Origin of the sequence: Bacillus cereus group sp. MYBK79-1 (assembly GCF_051915365.1) — a bacterium.
In the GTDB taxonomy this organism is placed as follows: Bacteria; Bacillota; Bacilli; order Bacillales; family Bacillaceae_G; genus Bacillus_A.
This window is the reverse complement of sequence record NZ_JBQAEO010000022.1, coordinates 44,552-59,611: the sequence shown is the minus strand read 5'-3', so window position 1 is coordinate 59,611 and position 15,060 is coordinate 44,552. Positions and strand designations below refer to the sequence as shown.

Sequence of the window (15,060 nt, the reverse complement as noted above, 5' to 3'; positions counted from 1 at the left end):
GTTGATAGGTTCGAGGTGGAAGCATGGTGACATGTGGAGCTGACGAATACTAATAGATCGAGGACTTAACCATATAATATGTAGCAATGTTATCTAGTTTTGAAGGAATATGCCTTCATAGTTTGGTGATGATGGCAGAGAGGTCACACCCGTTCCCATACCGAACACGGAAGTTAAGCTCTCTAGCGCCGATGGTAGTTGGGACCTTGTCCCTGTGAGAGTAGGACGTCGCCAAGCAAAAACCTAAGTCGATTCGACTTAGGTTTTTTTGTGTTTATTTTTATTTACCAGCTGTCATAATTCATAAATTTAAAATGGGCTATTTAAAGTAATAGCAATGATTTTTTGTTTTCCCAGGTGTTCCGAGTGCTCCTAAAATAATTCCTATGACAGGAAACGTTAACAGTGTGATGATATAAAGGAGTATTCGATCATTATAACAATGACTGCGATACAAAGGAATAAATGTGAAAGAGTGTAGTTATTTTTTGCTATTGTTCTCCTTATAAATAAAATGAATATAAACGATTATATGTGCGATAGATCTCTAGAAATATATATTCTAATTTCTTATCCTTCTTGCATATAGTTACAATTATTCTTTTGAATATAACTAAAACACGAACGTTATTGGTAAGTAATAAAAAAACATTCGATTATTTGTTGACATTGTTTATGAAATATTGTTAATATAGCCATAGAAAGAATAATATATAAGACCTCATATAATCGCGGGGATATGGCCTGCAAGTCTCTACCTAACGACCGTTATTCGTTAGACTATGAGGGAAAGTCACTCGGTATTTTTCTATTCACAAGGGATACGTATGCCTGAGTAGAGCACTTTCTCTCATAGTAAAAGAGAAACTGTTCTATTTCAGGCTTTTTTTATTTGAATCGGGGGGATTCTAATATGAAATCACTAGTTGGAGTCATAATGGGAAGCACGTCAGACTGGGAAACAATGAAATATGCTTGTGACATTTTAGATGAATTAAATATACCGTATGAGAAAAAAGTTGTATCTGCTCATCGGACTCCGGATTATATGTTTGAATATGCAGAAACGGCTCGTGAACGTGGGTTGAAAGTTATTATTGCTGGAGCTGGTGGAGCAGCGCATTTACCAGGAATGGTTGCAGCAAAGACGAATCTTCCTGTAATCGGAGTTCCAGTTCAATCAAAAGCGTTAAACGGCTTAGATTCATTATTATCCATCGTCCAAATGCCAGGAGGGGTTCCGGTTGCAACTGTTGCAATTGGTAAGGCTGGTTCAACAAATGCTGGTTTACTTGCTGCACAAATACTTGGATCATTCCATGATGATATACATGATGCATTAGAATTGAGACGAGAAGCAATTGAAAAAGATGTGCGCGAAGGTAGTGAGCTAGTATGACGAGAATCATTTTACCTGGAAAAACAATCGGCATTATTGGAGGCGGCCAGCTTGGAAGAATGATGGCATTGGCAGCTAAGGAGATGGGATATAAAATTGCTGTTTTAGATCCTACAAAAAATTCACCATGTGCACAAGTTGCTGATATTGAAATTGTTGCACCATATGACGATTTAAAAGCAATTCAGCATTTAGCAGAGATTAGTGATGTTGTCACATATGAATTTGAGAATATTGATTATAGATGTTTACAATGGCTAGAAAAACATGCTTACTTACCGCAAGGCAGTCAGTTGTTAAGTAAAACGCAAAATCGTTTTACAGAAAAGAATGCAATTGAAAAAGCGGGATTACCAGTAGCAACGTATAGATTGGTTCAAACTCAAGAGCAACTTACTGAAGCAATCGCCGAGTTATCATATCCTTCCGTCTTAAAAACAACGACAGGTGGATATGATGGGAAAGGGCAAGTTGTTTTAAGAAGTGAAGCTGACGTTGATAAAGCGCGAGAGCTTGCGAATGCAGCAGAGTGTATTTTAGAGAAATGGGTGCCTTTTGAAAAAGAAGTATCAGTTATTGTAATTCGTAGTGTAAGTGGTGAAACGAAAGTATTTCCGGTAGCGGAAAATATTCATGTGAATAACATTTTGCATGAATCTATCGTTCCAGCTCGCATTACAGAAGAACTTTCTCAAAAAGCGATTGCTTATGCAAAAGTGCTCGCGGATGAACTAGAACTTGTGGGAACACTAGCGGTAGAGATGTTTGCTACAGCTGATGGTGAGATTTACATTAATGAATTAGCACCAAGACCTCACAATTCAGGCCACTATACACAGGATGCATGTGAAACGAGTCAATTCGGTCAACATATTCGAGCAATCTGTAATTTACCTCTTGGAGAAACAAATTTGTTAAAACCAGTTGTCATGGTAAACATTTTAGGCGAACATATAGAAGGGGTCCTAAGACAAGTGAATAGATTAACCGGGTGCTATTTACACTTGTATGGAAAAGAAGAAGCAAAAGCGCAGCGAAAAATGGGGCATGTTAATATTTTAAATGATAATATTGAAGTCGCTCTAGAAAAAGCGAAGAGTTTGCATATTTGGGACCATCAAGAACAACTGTTGGAGGGAAAAAAATGATTAGTCGTTATACACGCCCAGAAATGGGTGCAATTTGGACGGAAGAGAACAAATTTAAAGCGTGGTTAGAAGTTGAGATTTTAGCTTGTGAAGCATGGGCTGAGCTTGGCGATATTCCAAAAGAAGATGTTAAAAAAATTCGTGAGCATGCATCATTCGATATCGATCGTATTTATGAAATTGAAAAAGAGACACGTCATGACGTAGTTGCATTCACTCGTGCTGTATCAGAAACACCAACATTAGGTGAGGAACGCAAATGGGTTCATTACGGTTTAACATCTACAGACGTAGTAGATACAGCGTTATCTTACATCTTAAAACAAGCGAATGAAATCATATTAAAAGACTTAGAAAACTTTGTAAGCATTTTAGCTAACAAAGCGAAAGAGCATAAATACACGATTATGATGGGAAGAACACACGGTGTTCATGCAGAACCAACAACATTTGGTTTAAAACTTGGTCTTTGGTATGAAGAAATGAAACGTAACGTAGAGCGTTTCAAGCAAGCTGCTGATACAGTTCGCGTTGGTAAATTATCTGGTGCGGTTGGTACATACGCAAATATCAATCCATTCGTAGAAAAGTATGTTTGTGAAAACTTAGGATTAGAAGCAGCACCAATTTCAACACAAACATTGCAACGTGATCGCCATGCTCATTACATGTCAACACTTGCACTAATCGCAACATCTATCGAAAAGATGGCAGTTGAGATTCGTGGTTTACAAAAGAGTGAAACACGTGAAGTTGAAGAGGCTTTCGCAAAAGGCCAAAAAGGTTCTTCTGCAATGCCACATAAACGTAATCCAATTGGATCAGAAAATATGACTGGTTTAGCTCGTGTTATCCGCGGTTATATGATGACAGCGTATGAGAATGTTCCATTATGGCATGAGCGTGATATTTCTCACTCTTCGGCAGAACGCGTAATTTTACCAGATGCTACAATCGCATTAAATTACATGTTAAATCGCTTTGGTAATATCGTTAAAAACTTAACTGTATACCCAGAGAATATGAAACGCAATATGACAAGAACATACGGCTTAATTTATTCTCAGCGTGTAATGCTTACATTAATCGACAAAGGTATGGTACGTGAAGAAGCTTATGATATCGTACAACCTAAAGCGATGGAAGCTTGGGAAACACAAGTGCAATTTAAAGAGCTTGTAGAAGCTGATGAGCGTATTACGAGCAAGTTATCACAAGAAGAAATTAATGAATGCTTCAACTATGAGCATCATATGCAACATGTTGATACAATCTTTGAACGCCTTGGATTAAACGAAGCGTAAAATTTCATATGGCACAGAATAGAGTCATTCTGTGCCATTCTTTATAAAAATATTATTCACATTTTTCAAACTACAGGGGGCTTGCGAAATGCAAAAGCTAGAATTGCTGTATGAAGGTAAGGCAAAAAGAATTTATCGTACAGAATCAGCAGATATGGTTTGGGTAGAGTACAAAGATAGTGCGACTGCTTTCAATGGGGAGAAAAAAGAGACGATTACAGGAAAAGGTCGTTTGAACAATGAGATTACAACTTTATTGTTCAGAAAGTTACAAGAAGTAGGAATAAAAACACATTTTGTAGAGAAGTTATCTGAAACAGAGCAACTTGTTAAAAAAGTGAGTATTATTCCTCTAGAAGTTGTCACAAGAAATGTAATTGCAGGAAGTCTTTCAAAACGATTAGGAATGGAAGAGGGAACTGTACTTGCAGAACCAATCGTAGAATTTTACTTCAAAGATGATGATTTAGGAGATCCGCTTGTAACGGAAGATCACATTCGTGTATTAAAAGTTGCATCGCCAGAGCAAGTAAGCGTATTACGAGATATGGCTCTACAAATCAATCAAGTATTGATTGATCATTTCGCAAGCTGTCGTGTAAGACTAGTAGATTTCAAGTTAGAGTTTGGTGTAACAGAAGAAGGAGAAATTATTTTAGCGGATGAAATTTCACCAGATACTTGCCGTTTATGGGATGAAACGAGCAATGAAAAGTTTGATAAAGACGTATTCCGTCGCGATCTTGGAAATTTAACAGCTGCTTATGAAGAGATTTTAAAACGTTTAGGGGGAATTTCACATGTATAAAGTTAAGGTATATGTAACATTAAGAGAAAGCGTATTAGATCCACAAGGAACAGCGGTAAAAGGAGCACTTCATAGTCTTTCATTTACAGAAGTACAAGATGTTCGAATCGGAAAGTACATGGAACTAACAATTGATAAATCGGTATCTGACCTTGACGCAAAGGTAAAGGAAATGTGTGAAAAACTATTAGCAAACGTTGTAATGGAAGACTTCCGTTATGAAGTTGAGGAGGTTGTCGCACAGTGAAATTTGCCGTAATAGTATTTCCAGGTTCGAACTGTGATGTTGATATGTTCCATGCAATTAAAGATGAGCTCGGCGAAGAAGTAGATTACGTTTGGCACGATACAGAGAATTTAGATGAATATGATGCAATTTTACTACCAGGTGGATTCTCTTACGGTGACTACTTACGCTGCGGTGCTATTTCTCGCTTCGCGAATGCAATGAAAGCAGTGCAAAAAGCTGCTGTGCAAGGAAAGCCGATTTTAGGTGTATGTAATGGATTCCAGATTCTTGTTGAATCAGGATTACTACCAGGAGCGTTAATGAGAAACGAAAACTTAAAATTTATGTGCCGAACAGTTCAGTTACGTGTTGAAAATAATGAAACGATGTTTACATCACAATATGAAAAAGATGAAGTAATTAATATCCCAATTGCACATGGTGAGGGGAATTACTATTGTGATGAAGAGACTCTTAAACAATTAGAAGAGAATAATCAAATTGCATTCCGTTACGTAGAAAACCCGAATGGAAGCGTTTCAGATATTGCTGGTATTGTAAATGAAAAAGGAAATGTACTTGGTATGATGCCACACCCAGAGCGTGCAGTAGATGAATTACTTGGCGGTGCTGAAGGGTTAAAAGTCTTTCAATCTATCTTAAAACAGTGGAGGGAAACATATGTCGTTAATGCTTGAGCCAAATCCAACACAAATTAAAGAAGAGCGTATATATGCGGAAATGGGGCTAACAGACGAAGAGTTTGCCATGGTTGAAAAGATTTTAGGACGTCTGCCAAATTATACAGAAACAGGGTTATTCTCTGTTATGTGGTCTGAACATTGCAGTTATAAAAATTCAAAACCAGTGCTTCGAAAATTCCCAACAACAGGTGAGCGCGTTCTGCAAGGACCTGGAGAAGGTGCTGGAATCGTAGACATCGGTGATAATCAAGCGGTTGTATTTAAAATGGAAAGTCATAACCACCCTTCTGCTATTGAACCATATCAAGGAGCAGCAACAGGTGTTGGTGGTATTATCCGTGACGTATTCTCTATGGGAGCACGCCCAGTAGCCCTATTAAACTCACTTCGATTTGGGGAATTACAATCACCACGTGTGAAATATTTATTCGAAGAAGTAGTAGCAGGGATTGCAGGATACGGTAACTGTATCGGCATTCCAACTGTTGGCGGCGAAGTACAGTTTGATCCATGTTATGAAGGAAATCCACTTGTAAATGCAATGTGCGTAGGCTTAATTAATCATGAAGATATTAAAAAAGGGCAAGCGCACGGTGCTGGAAATACAGTAATGTACGTAGGAGCATCAACTGGTCGTGATGGTATTCATGGTGCGACATTCGCATCTGAAGAGCTATCTGAAAGCTCAGAAGCGAAGCGTCCAGCAGTTCAAGTAGGTGATCCATTTATGGAAAAACTTCTTATTGAAGCTTGCTTAGAACTGATTCAGTCGGATGCACTTGTTGGAATTCAAGATATGGGTGCAGCTGGTTTAACATCATCTTCTGCAGAAATGGCAAGTAAAGCAGGTATGGGTATTGAAATGTACTTAGATGATGTACCACAGCGTGAAACCGGAATGACACCATATGAAATGATGCTATCTGAATCACAAGAACGTATGTTAATCGTTGTGAAAAAAGGTAGAGAGCAAGAAATAGTAGATTTATTTGAGAAGTATGGTCTTGCAGCCGTTACGATGGGGAAAGTAACGGAAGACAAAATGCTTCGCTTATTCCATAAAGGTGAAAAGGTAGCTGAAGTACCAGCAGATGCTCTTGCAGAAGAAGCGCCAATTTATCATAAACCATCAAAAGAAGCAGCATACTTTGCTGAATTCCAGCAGATGAAAATGGAAACACCAAAAGTAGAAAATTATAAAGAAACGTTATTCGCTCTATTACAACAACCGACGATTGCAAGTAAAGAGTGGGTTTATGATCAATATGATTATCAAGTTCGCACAAGCACAGTTGTTACACCAGGTTCAGATGCAGCAGTTGTACGTGTACGTGGTACAGAAAAAGGATTAGCAATGACGACAGATTGTAACTCTCGCTACATTTATTTAGATCCAGAAGTGGGCGGTAAAATTGCAGTAGCAGAGGCAGCACGTAATATCGTATGTTCTGGAGGAGAGCCACTTGCAATTACAGATTGCTTAAACTTCGGTAATCCAGAAAAACCAGAAATCTTCTGGCAAATTGAAAAATCAGTAGATGGTATGAGTGAAGCTTGTCGCACATTACAAACGCCAGTTATTGGCGGAAACGTATCAATGTATAACGAACGTAGTGGTGAAGCTGTATACCCAACACCGACAGTTGGGATGGTTGGACTTGTACACGATTTAAAACATGTAACAACACAAGAGTTTAAGCAAGCTGGCGATTTAGTTTATGTTATCGGAGAGACAAAAGCTGAGTTTGGTGGAAGTGAGTTACAGAAAATCATTCACGGCAAAATTTTCGGCCAATCACCAAGTATCGATCTAGACGTAGAATTAAAACGTCAAAAACAAGTATTAGCAGCAATTCAATCTGGTCTTGTTCAATCTGCTCATGATGTTGCTGAAGGTGGTTTAGCGGTTGCAATTACTGAAAGTGCCATTGGTGCAAAAGGTTTAGGTGCTACTGTGAAATTAGACGGAGAAGCTACAGCAGCATTATTCGCTGAATCACAATCCCGCTTCGTTATAACAGTAAAACGTGAAAATAAAGAAGCGTTCGAGAAAGCGGTAGAAGCAATTCAAGTTGGAGAAGTGACAAATACAAATGAAGTAACAATTCATAATGAAGAAAATGAAGTATTACTTACAGCAAATGTAGATGAAATGAGAAAGGCTTGGAAAGGGGCAATCCCATGCTTGCTGAAATAAAGGGGTTAAATGAAGAATGTGGCGTTTTCGGAATTTGGGGGCATGAAAATGCAGCACAAGTTTCATACTACGGATTGCACAGTTTACAGCACCGTGGCCAAGAAGGCGCAGGCATTGTCGTAAATAATGGTGAGAAAATCGTCGGTCACAAGGGGTTAGGTTTAATATCCGAAGTATTTTCAAGGGGTGAGCTAGAAGGCCTAAACGGAAAATCAGCAATTGGACACGTACGATATGCGACAGCTGGCGGAAGTGAAGTTGCTAACGTTCAACCATTATTATTCCGTTTTTCTGATCATAGTATGGCATTAGCTCATAACGGAAATTTAATTAACGCAAAGATGCTTCGTCGTGAATTAGAGGCAGAAGGAAGTATTTTTCAAACGAGTTCAGATACAGAGGTACTTCTACATCTCATTAAACGTAGTACGAAAGATACTTTAATTGAAAGTGTAAAAGAGGCCCTAAATAAAGTGAAAGGTGCCTTTGCATATCTTTTACTAACTGGAAATGAAATGATCGTTGCGCTAGATCCGAATGGATTCCGTCCTCTTTCAATTGGAAAGATGGGAGATGCTTACGTTGTAGCATCAGAAACATGTGCTTTCGATGTAGTAGGTGCAACATACATTCGTGATGTAGAACCAGGTGAATTACTGATCATCAATGATGAAGGAATTCACGTAGATCATTTTACAAATGAAGTAGATCATGCAATTTGTAGTATGGAGTACATTTACTTTGCACGTCCGGATTCTAATATTGCAGGTATTAACGTCCATGCAGCACGTAAAAATATGGGGAAACGTTTGGCGGCAGAAGCTCCTATTGAAGCTGATGTTGTTACTGGTGTACCAGACTCTAGTATTTCAGCGGCAATTGGTTATGCGGAGGCGACAGGAATTCCATATGAGTTAGGATTAATTAAAAATCGTTATGTTGGACGTACGTTCATTCAACCTTCTCAAGAACTGCGTGAGCAAGGGGTTAAGATGAAGCTTTCAGCAGTAAGGGGCGTAGTTGAAGGAAAACGAGTTGTGATGATTGATGATTCTATCGTAAGAGGAACGACGAGTAAACGAATTGTTCGTATGCTTCGCGAGGCTGGAGCGACAGAAGTCCATGTAAGAATCGCTTCACCACCTCTTAAGTATCCATGTTTCTATGGCATTGATATTCAAACGAGAAAAGAATTAATTGCAGCAAATAATTCAATAGAAGAAATCCGTCAAATCATCGGAGCAGATTCTTTAACGTTTTTAAGTGAAGATGGATTAGTAGATGCAATTGGACGTCCATATGAAGGGAAATACGGCGGTCTATGTATGGCGTACTTCAATGGGGATTATCCAACAGCTCTTTATGATTATGAGCAAGAGCTTTTAGAAAGTATGAAATAAGAAGAAAAAAGCTTCTACTTCTTTTGATGTAGAAGCTAGCTTCTTTCTTAAAACAGCCCGCCCTGAATAGGGAGAAATTAAAAGACGAGGTGTAGATAACGATGGCGAATGCATATAAGCAAGCAGGAGTAGATATTGAAGCTGGATATGAAGCGGTATCTCGCATGAAAAAACACGTACAAACAACAATGAGAAAAGAAGTACTAGGCGGTTTAGGCGGTTTTGGAGGTATGTTTGATCTATCAAAATTTGCATTAGAAGAACCTGTATTAGTATCTGGAACAGATGGCGTGGGAACGAAATTGATGCTCGCTTTTATGGCAGATAAACATGACACAATTGGTATTGATGCAGTAGCAATGTGTGTAAATGATATTGTTGTCCAAGGAGCAGAGCCGCTTTTCTTCCTTGATTATATTGCTTGTGGTAAAGCTGAACCTAGTAAAATTGAAAACATCGTCAAAGGTATATCAGAGGGCTGTCGCCAAGCTGGTTGTGCATTAATTGGTGGGGAAACAGCTGAAATGCCAGGAATGTATTCTACAGAGGAGTATGATTTAGCTGGTTTTACAGTTGGAATTGTTGATAAAAAGAAAATTGTAACAGGTGAAAAAATTGAAGCTGGTCACGTATTAATTGGCTTAGCATCTAGCGGTATTCATAGTAACGGTTATTCTTTAGTACGAAAAGTATTACTAGAAGATGGAGAACTATCTTTAGATCGTATTTACGGACGCTTAGAACTACCTCTTGGTGAAGAATTATTAAAACCAACGAAAATTTATGTCAAACCTATTTTAGAACTATTGAAGAAATATGAAGTATACGGTATGGCGCATATTACAGGTGGCGGGTTCATTGAAAATATTCCACGTATGTTACCAGAAGGAATCGGTGCAGAAATTGAATTAGGATCTTGGAAAATTCAACCGATCTTTAGTTTACTTCAAGAAGTTGGAAAACTAGAAGAGAAAGAAATGTTCAATATTTTTAACATGGGTATTGGTATGGTAGTAGCAGTGAAGGAAGAAGAGGCAAAAGATATCGTTCGTCTTCTTGAGGAGCAAGGAGAAACAGCTCGTATTATTGGACGTACTGTACAAGGGGCTGGCGTTACCTTCAATGGGGGCACAACACTATGAGTAGATTAGCAGTTTTTGCTTCTGGAAGCGGCTCTAACTTTCAATCTCTTATCAATGCGGTAGAAGAAAAAAGATTAGACGCCGATATTAGTTTATTAGTATGTGATAAACCAGAAGCACGTGCTGTTGGACGGGCACATTATCATCATATTCCATGTTTCGCTTTTTCAGCGAAAGCATATGAGTCAAAAGAAGCATTTGAAAAAGAAATATTAAAGAAGTTAGAAGAGTATGAAATTGATTATGTTATTTTAGCTGGATATATGCGTTTAATTGGGCCGACATTACTAGAAGCTTACGGCGGGAAGATTATTAATATTCATCCATCACTATTACCAAGTTTTCCAGGGAAAGATGCTGTTGGTCAAGCGTTAGAAGCAGGTGTGAAAGTAACTGGAGTAACGATTCATTATGTAGATGCAGGTATGGATACAGGACCAATTATTGCGCAAGAAGCAGTAGTTGTTTCTGAAGGGGATACGAGAGAAAGCTTACAAAAGAAAATTCAACAAGTTGAACATAAATTATACGTAAATACAGTGAATCAAATTGTTCAATCTGTGAAAGAACCAACTGTTAACTAACATACAACCAGGGGTGAAGGATAAATGAAAAAGCGTGCATTAGTAAGTGTTTCAGATAAAACAGGAGTAGTGGAATTTGTTAAAGGTTTACTAGAACAAGGAATCGAAGTTATCTCAACAGGTGGTACGAAAAAATTACTAGAAGAAAATGGCTTACAAGTGATTGGTATTTCTGAAGTAACTGGGTTCCCAGAAATTATGGATGGCCGCGTAAAAACATTACATCCAAACATTCATGGTGGTCTATTAGCAGTTCGCGATAATGAAACGCATGTAGCGCAAATGAATGAATTAGGTATACAGCCAATTGATTTTGTTGTTGTTAACTTATACCCATTCAAAGAAACAATCGCTAAGCCTGATGTAACATTTGCTGATGCAATTGAAAATATTGATATCGGTGGTCCAACAATGATTCGCTCTGCTGCGAAAAATCATAAATTTGTATCGGTAATTGTAGATCCAGTAGATTACGATGTTGTATTAGCAGAACTGAAAGAGAACGGTGAAGTAAAAGAAGAAACGAAACGTAAATTAGCAGCGAAAGTATTCCGTCATACAGCGGCATATGATGCGTTAATCTCTAACTACTTAACAGAGCAAATGGGTGAAGAAAGCCCAGAAACATTAACAGTGACATTTGAGAAAAAACAAGATTTACGCTATGGAGAAAATCCACATCAAAAAGCAACATTCTATAAAGCACCATTCGCTGTAACTTCTTCTGTTGCATACGCAGAACAATTACACGGTAAAGAATTATCTTACAACAATATTAACGATGCAGATGCAGCACTTAGTATTGTAAAAGAATTTACAGAACCAGCAGTAGTAGCAGTAAAACATATGAATCCATGTGGTGTTGGAGTAGGAACTGATATTCATGAGGCATACACACGCGCTTATGAAGCAGATCCAGTATCAATCTTTGGTGGTATTATTGCAGCAAATCGTGAAATTGATAAAGCTACAGCAGAAAAGTTACACGAAATTTTCTTAGAAATTATTATTGCACCTTCTTTCTCAAAAGAAGCTTTAGAAGTGTTGCAAAGTAAGAAAAACTTACGCTTACTAACTGTAACTATTGAAAAAGCGACAAGTGCAAGTAAAAAACTAACTTCTGTACAAGGTGGTCTTCTTGTTCAAGAGGAAGATACGTTATCATTAGATGAAAGTACAATTTCAATTCCGACAAAACGTGAACCATCAGAGCAAGAGTGGAAAGATTTAAAACTAGCTTGGAAAGTTGTAAAACATGTGAAATCAAACGCAATTGTTTTAGCGAATGATAACATGACAGTTGGTGTAGGCGCGGGACAGATGAACCGTGTAGGTTCTGCAAAAATTGCCATTACACAAGCTGGCGAAAAAGCACAAGGTAGCGCACTTGCATCTGATGCTTTCTTCCCAATGCCAGATACAGTAGAAGAGGCAGCAAAAGCAGGAATTACAGCAATCATTCAACCAGGCGGATCAATCCGTGACGAAGACTCTATCAAAGTGGCAGATAAGTATGGGATTGCTATGGTGTTCACTGGCGTACGCCATTTTAAACATTAATAGAGTAATTGTGGAAAAAACAAACTAGGAGCAGCATAGCTTCTAGTTTGTACTTATTTAAGTATTGGGGGATGAAATATGAATGTTTTAGTAATTGGCCGCGGTGGGCGTGAGCATGCTTTAGCTTGGAAGTTTGCGCAATCTGAAAAGGTGGAAAAGGTGTATGTAGCACCGGGTAATGAAGGTATGCGAGATGTTGCAACACCAGTTGATATTGATGAGAATGATTTTGATGCATTAGTTTTATTTGCTAAAGAGAATCATGTTGAGTTAACTTTCGTTGGACCAGAAATTCCGCTTATGAATGGAATTGTTGATCGTTTTAAAGAAGAGGGACTTCGTGTATTTGGTCCAAATAAAGCGGCTGCTGTTATTGAAGGTAGCAAAGCTTTTACGAAAGAATTGATGAAAAAGTATAATATTCCAACTGCGGCATATGAAACTTTTACAGATTATGAAGAAGCAGTACAGTACATTCAAAAAGTTGGCGCGCCAATCGTTATTAAAGCTGACGGCCTAGCTGCTGGTAAAGGTGTAACGGTAGCGATGACGCTTGAAGAGGCATTACAAGCTGTGAAAGAGATGCTACAAGATGTGAAGTTCGGCGAAGCGAGCAAGAAAGTCGTTATTGAAGAGTTTTTAGATGGACAAGAATTTTCATTAATGGCATTTGTAAATGGAACAACTGTGCATCCGATGGTAATTGCTCAAGATCATAAACGAGCTTTTGATGGTGATAAAGGTCCAAATACAGGCGGAATGGGTGCGTATTCTCCAGTACCACAAATTCCGGAATCAGCAGTTCAAGAGGCGATAAAAACGGTGTTACATCCAACTGCTAAAGCGATGATTGCAGAAAATCGTTCGTTTACAGGGATTTTATATGCGGGACTTATTTTAACAAATGATGGCCCAAAGGTAATTGAATTTAATGCACGCTTTGGTGATCCTGAAACGGAAGTAGTATTACCTCGCTTAGAAAATGATTTAGTTGATGTATGTAACGCTGTATTAGATGAAAGTGAATTAACGTTACAGTGGTCAGAGGAAGCGGTAATTGGTGTTGTGCTTGCTTCGAAAGGATATCCGGAAGCATATAAAAAAGGTGACATTATTAAAGGATTAGATGCACTGAATGATGTAATTGTTTTCCATTCAGGTACAGCGATGAAGCATGGTGACTTTGTAACAAATGGTGGCCGTGTACTATTTGTTGCTTGTAAGGCGGACAGTTTACAAGCAGCGAAAGATAAGGTATATAAAGAAATTGGTAAAATTGAGAGTGATGGTCTATTTTACCGAAGTGATATAGGATATCGTGCAATTGGGCATGAGATGACGAGAAGCTAATATGAAAATCCCGCTGATTTCTCAGCGGGATTTTTATGCATCTTTATCTTTTTTCAATTTTCCTTTTTGCTTTGCCATTTCTCGAAGTAAATACTCGATGTGTGCATTGACGCTACGAAACTCATCATTCGCCCATTTTTCGATGACAGCGTGTAATTCAGGATCAATACGTAATGGAAAGCTTTTCTTTTTAGCCATAATGATTTACAACCCTTTAGTATAGGCTTCCTGTATTAATAACTGGTTGCGCACCTTTATCTGAAACGATGGCAACTAATAAGTTGTTCACCATATTTGCTTTACGCTCGTCATCTAATTCAAGTACGCCTTCCTCATCTAACATATGGATTGAATCTTTCGCCATCTTCACAGCACCTTCAACAATCTCTTTTCTAGCAGCTAATACTGCTTTTGCTTGTTGACGTTGGAGCATTGCATGGGCAATTTCTGTTGCGTAAGCTAAATGTGTTAAACGAGTTTCTAATACTTCTACGCCAGCGATTTCAAGGCGTGCTTCTAATTCACGCTTTAATTCTTCAGAGATTTCTTCCGTATTTCCGCGTAACGTGATGCAAGTTTCATCTTGGAAATTATCATAAGGATATTTTGTTGCAACGTGGCGGATTGCTGTTTCACTTTGAATTTCTACAAATCGATCGTAATGTTCAACACCGAACATTGCTTTTGCAGAATCAACAACTTTATATACGATAACGGCTGCAATTTCAATCGGATTTCCCTCAACATCATTTACTTTTAATTTCTTACTATTAAAGTTTTCAACACGTAATGATACAGTTTGACGGAATGCGAACGGAATCGTTAAAAATAAACCGTTTTGACGAATTGTTCCTAAGTAATTACCGAAAAACGTAATGACCTTCGCTTGGTTTGGTTGAACAATACCAATACCTGTAGCAAGAACTGCGGCTAAAATAATAGTTAATGCTGCTCCTATGAAAATTTCTTGTATAAGGAAAAATACACCGATAGCGGCTAAAATCAAAATTCCAATAATCCCAAGAAAACCATTAACATAAAATACTTGTTTTTCTTTCATATGATCGCCTCCTGATATAAAAATGATATCACTTTTATATCATTTTATGCAAGGGGTTTACACCTAATTTTCTGAAATTTATCGATTAGGTATGTCTTATGTATATTTTAAGATTCAAAATGAGAATGTACGTTCTGTTTTGTGGTAAAATAAAGAAGACTTAACCGCCCACTGC

At 38.0% G+C, this 15,060-nt stretch carries 14 protein-coding genes, 1 rRNA gene and 1 riboswitch; of the genes, 13 read left to right on the top strand and 2 right to left on the bottom strand.

Annotated features, from left to right (window positions below; genetic code table 11):
- The first annotated feature begins 121 nt into the window (after positions 1–121).
- The 13 genes from rrf (at position 122) to purD (ending at position 13,825) form a co-directional block, all read left to right on the top strand.
- Positions 122–237, top strand: a 5S ribosomal RNA gene (gene rrf / locus ACTFOB_RS23915).
- 464 nt (positions 238–701) lie between these two features.
- Positions 702–803, top strand: a riboswitch (purine riboswitch).
- A gap of 110 nt (positions 804–913) precedes the next feature.
- Positions 914–1,399, top strand: a complete 486-nt coding sequence (gene purE, locus ACTFOB_RS23910; protein ID WP_000839367.1) for a 5-(carboxyamino)imidazole ribonucleotide mutase — start codon at positions 914–916, stop codon at positions 1,397–1,399.
- Positions 1,396–2,547, top strand: coding sequence for a 5-(carboxyamino)imidazole ribonucleotide synthase (gene purK / locus ACTFOB_RS23905; RefSeq protein ID WP_440029732.1), 1,152 nt, complete (start codon positions 1,396–1,398; stop codon positions 2,545–2,547). Before purE ends, purK begins: the two co-directional genes overlap by 4 nt.
- A complete protein-coding gene (purB, locus tag ACTFOB_RS23900) occupies positions 2,544–3,851 on the top strand; it encodes an adenylosuccinate lyase (RefSeq protein WP_000625688.1) in 1,308 nt (435 codons plus the stop codon). The genes purK and purB overlap by 4 nt, the downstream gene beginning before the upstream one ends.
- A gap of 88 nt (positions 3,852–3,939) precedes the next feature.
- On the top strand, positions 3,940–4,659 hold the full coding sequence (purC, locus tag ACTFOB_RS23895) for a phosphoribosylaminoimidazolesuccinocarboxamide synthase (protein WP_151633892.1): 720 nt from the start codon (positions 3,940–3,942) through the stop codon (positions 4,657–4,659).
- A complete protein-coding gene (purS, locus tag ACTFOB_RS23890; RefSeq protein WP_000278820.1) occupies positions 4,652–4,906 on the top strand; it encodes a phosphoribosylformylglycinamidine synthase subunit PurS in 255 nt (84 codons plus the stop codon). Before purC ends, purS begins: the two co-directional genes overlap by 8 nt.
- Positions 4,903–5,586, top strand: coding sequence for a phosphoribosylformylglycinamidine synthase subunit PurQ (gene purQ, locus ACTFOB_RS23885; RefSeq protein WP_151633894.1), 684 nt, complete (start codon positions 4,903–4,905; stop codon positions 5,584–5,586). The genes purS and purQ overlap by 4 nt, the downstream gene beginning before the upstream one ends.
- On the top strand, positions 5,570–7,789 hold the full coding sequence (gene purL, locus ACTFOB_RS23880) for a phosphoribosylformylglycinamidine synthase II (protein WP_440029730.1): 2,220 nt from the start codon (positions 5,570–5,572) through the stop codon (positions 7,787–7,789). Before purQ ends, purL begins: the two co-directional genes overlap by 17 nt.
- On the top strand, positions 7,774–9,189 hold the full coding sequence (gene purF / locus ACTFOB_RS23875; RefSeq protein ID WP_440029728.1) for an amidophosphoribosyltransferase: 1,416 nt from the start codon (positions 7,774–7,776) through the stop codon (positions 9,187–9,189). Before purL ends, purF begins: the two co-directional genes overlap by 16 nt.
- A gap of 101 nt (positions 9,190–9,290) precedes the next feature.
- Positions 9,291–10,331: a phosphoribosylformylglycinamidine cyclo-ligase gene (gene purM, locus ACTFOB_RS23870; RefSeq protein WP_440029726.1), complete on the top strand. Its 1,041-nt coding sequence runs from the start codon at positions 9,291–9,293 to the stop codon at positions 10,329–10,331.
- Complete coding sequence (purN, locus tag ACTFOB_RS23865; RefSeq protein WP_016089553.1) at positions 10,328–10,915, top strand: phosphoribosylglycinamide formyltransferase; 588 nt, start codon at positions 10,328–10,330, stop codon at positions 10,913–10,915. The genes purM and purN overlap by 4 nt, the downstream gene beginning before the upstream one ends.
- 24 nt (positions 10,916–10,939) lie before the next feature.
- Positions 10,940–12,475 carry a bifunctional phosphoribosylaminoimidazolecarboxamide formyltransferase/IMP cyclohydrolase gene (purH, locus tag ACTFOB_RS23860; RefSeq protein ID WP_440029724.1) on the top strand — a complete coding sequence of 512 codons (1,536 nt, stop codon included), beginning with the start codon at positions 10,940–10,942 and terminating at the stop codon, positions 12,473–12,475.
- Between the two features lie 78 nt (positions 12,476–12,553).
- Positions 12,554–13,825 carry a phosphoribosylamine--glycine ligase gene (purD, locus tag ACTFOB_RS23855; protein WP_440029722.1) on the top strand — a complete coding sequence of 424 codons (1,272 nt, stop codon included), beginning with the start codon at positions 12,554–12,556 and terminating at the stop codon, positions 13,823–13,825.
- Positions 13,826–13,858: 33 nt separating this feature from the next.
- On the opposite strand, the gene ACTFOB_RS23850 is transcribed toward purD, so the two are convergent.
- Together ACTFOB_RS23850 and ACTFOB_RS23845 are read right to left on the bottom strand one after the other, a co-directional pair.
- Positions 13,859–14,023 (bottom strand): toxin-antitoxin system HicB family antitoxin, encoded by a 165-nt coding sequence (locus tag ACTFOB_RS23850; protein ID WP_001085171.1) that lies wholly within the window; start codon positions 14,021–14,023, stop codon positions 13,859–13,861.
- A gap of 16 nt (positions 14,024–14,039) precedes the next feature.
- Positions 14,040–14,885, bottom strand: coding sequence for an SPFH domain-containing protein (locus ACTFOB_RS23845; protein WP_000660678.1), 846 nt, complete (start codon positions 14,883–14,885; stop codon positions 14,040–14,042).
- Between the last annotated feature and the right edge of the window lie 175 nt (positions 14,886–15,060).

What these genes read in the sequence shown, in the direction of transcription:
- purD (WP_440029722.1), top strand. Translation starts at nt 12,554, where the DNA reads ATGAATGTTTTAGTAATTGGCCGCGGTGGGCGTGAGCATGCTTTAGCT.
- purL (WP_440029730.1), top strand. Translation starts at nt 5,570, where the DNA reads ATGTCGTTAATGCTTGAGCCAAATCCAACACAAATTAAAGAAGAGCGT.
- purC (WP_151633892.1), top strand. Translation starts at nt 3,940, where the DNA reads ATGCAAAAGCTAGAATTGCTGTATGAAGGTAAGGCAAAAAGAATTTAT.
- ACTFOB_RS23845 (WP_000660678.1), bottom strand. Translation starts at nt 14,885, where the DNA reads ATGAAAGAAAAACAAGTATTTTATGTTAATGGTTTTCTTGGGATTATT.
- purN (WP_016089553.1), top strand. Translation starts at nt 10,328, where the DNA reads ATGAGTAGATTAGCAGTTTTTGCTTCTGGAAGCGGCTCTAACTTTCAA.
- purE (WP_000839367.1), top strand. Translation starts at nt 914, where the DNA reads ATGAAATCACTAGTTGGAGTCATAATGGGAAGCACGTCAGACTGGGAA.
- purS (WP_000278820.1), top strand. Translation starts at nt 4,652, where the DNA reads ATGTATAAAGTTAAGGTATATGTAACATTAAGAGAAAGCGTATTAGAT.
- purM (WP_440029726.1), top strand. Translation starts at nt 9,291, where the DNA reads ATGGCGAATGCATATAAGCAAGCAGGAGTAGATATTGAAGCTGGATAT.
- purF (WP_440029728.1), top strand. Translation starts at nt 7,774, where the DNA reads ATGCTTGCTGAAATAAAGGGGTTAAATGAAGAATGTGGCGTTTTCGGA.
- ACTFOB_RS23850 (WP_001085171.1), bottom strand. Translation starts at nt 14,023, where the DNA reads ATGGCTAAAAAGAAAAGCTTTCCATTACGTATTGATCCTGAATTACAC.
- purK (WP_440029732.1), top strand. Translation starts at nt 1,396, where the DNA reads ATGACGAGAATCATTTTACCTGGAAAAACAATCGGCATTATTGGAGGC.
- purB (WP_000625688.1), top strand. Translation starts at nt 2,544, where the DNA reads ATGATTAGTCGTTATACACGCCCAGAAATGGGTGCAATTTGGACGGAA.
- purH (WP_440029724.1), top strand. Translation starts at nt 10,940, where the DNA reads ATGAAAAAGCGTGCATTAGTAAGTGTTTCAGATAAAACAGGAGTAGTG.